This is a genomic window from Oleiphilus sp. HI0123 (assembly GCF_001635315.1).
This window is the reverse complement of record NZ_LWGE01000364.1, coordinates 1-730: the sequence shown is the minus strand read 5'-3', so window position 1 is coordinate 730 and position 730 is coordinate 1. Positions and strand designations below refer to the sequence as shown.

The following is a 730-nucleotide window of genomic DNA, read 5'->3' as shown; positions in this document are numbered from 1 at the left end:
CAGTTGGCTCCCCTAACAAGGTATCAATATCCACCTCCTGAGTACCATGCGTATGAATTTTCACAAATACCCACTCTGGACGCCCCTTAACATGAATATGCTGATCAACCCACATATCAACACGATCAGATGTAGGGGGTATAGATTTACGAATATCACCATTTTCAATTCCTGGTAAAAACCCAAACTTTCGCTTCTTCCAATTTAGACAGAGCGGCCCCTGTATTATCATCAAATCACCAGATGCAGGCTTACCGACTTCAACATCAACGCCTTTGTCATGAGATTTAGGTTTATCTGGATCATCCGTCGCGTAATAGATCGAATTCACTGTTGATGTCTGAGTCGGACTTGGCGCTGATGGTAAGGTAAAGTCCGCATAACAACCTGTTGCTTTCAAAACTAAAAGTTCATCATTAACGCCACAATGCAGGCCTTCAGGGTGACAATTATCAAGCGTCCAATTTCCATGTATGAAACCATACGCCAGCTTCCCTGTCTCTGGATGTCTAACTAGAGAGCGATGCGAATTATGTAGGGTATTTGCAAAACGCTCCAAAGTTTCAGTCAAGTTTTCACGAGTATCATTTTCATGATGCAAATGAATTTCCAGCTCTCCAAAACCTTGTGCACATAAATCTTCAATCTTATCCAGATGCTCTTTTCTATACTCTTCTTCAGGATAGAAATAACTATGTTTTGGTAAGCAACCGTCTGAATCTTTAATATG

At 41.1% G+C, this 730-nt stretch carries 1 protein-coding gene; it reads right to left on the bottom strand.

The genetic code is table 11. The features are described 5' to 3' along the window. Positions 1-730 (bottom strand): hypothetical protein (locus A3761_RS26800; protein ID WP_197472786.1); only part of this gene is annotated, 730 nt, incomplete at both ends.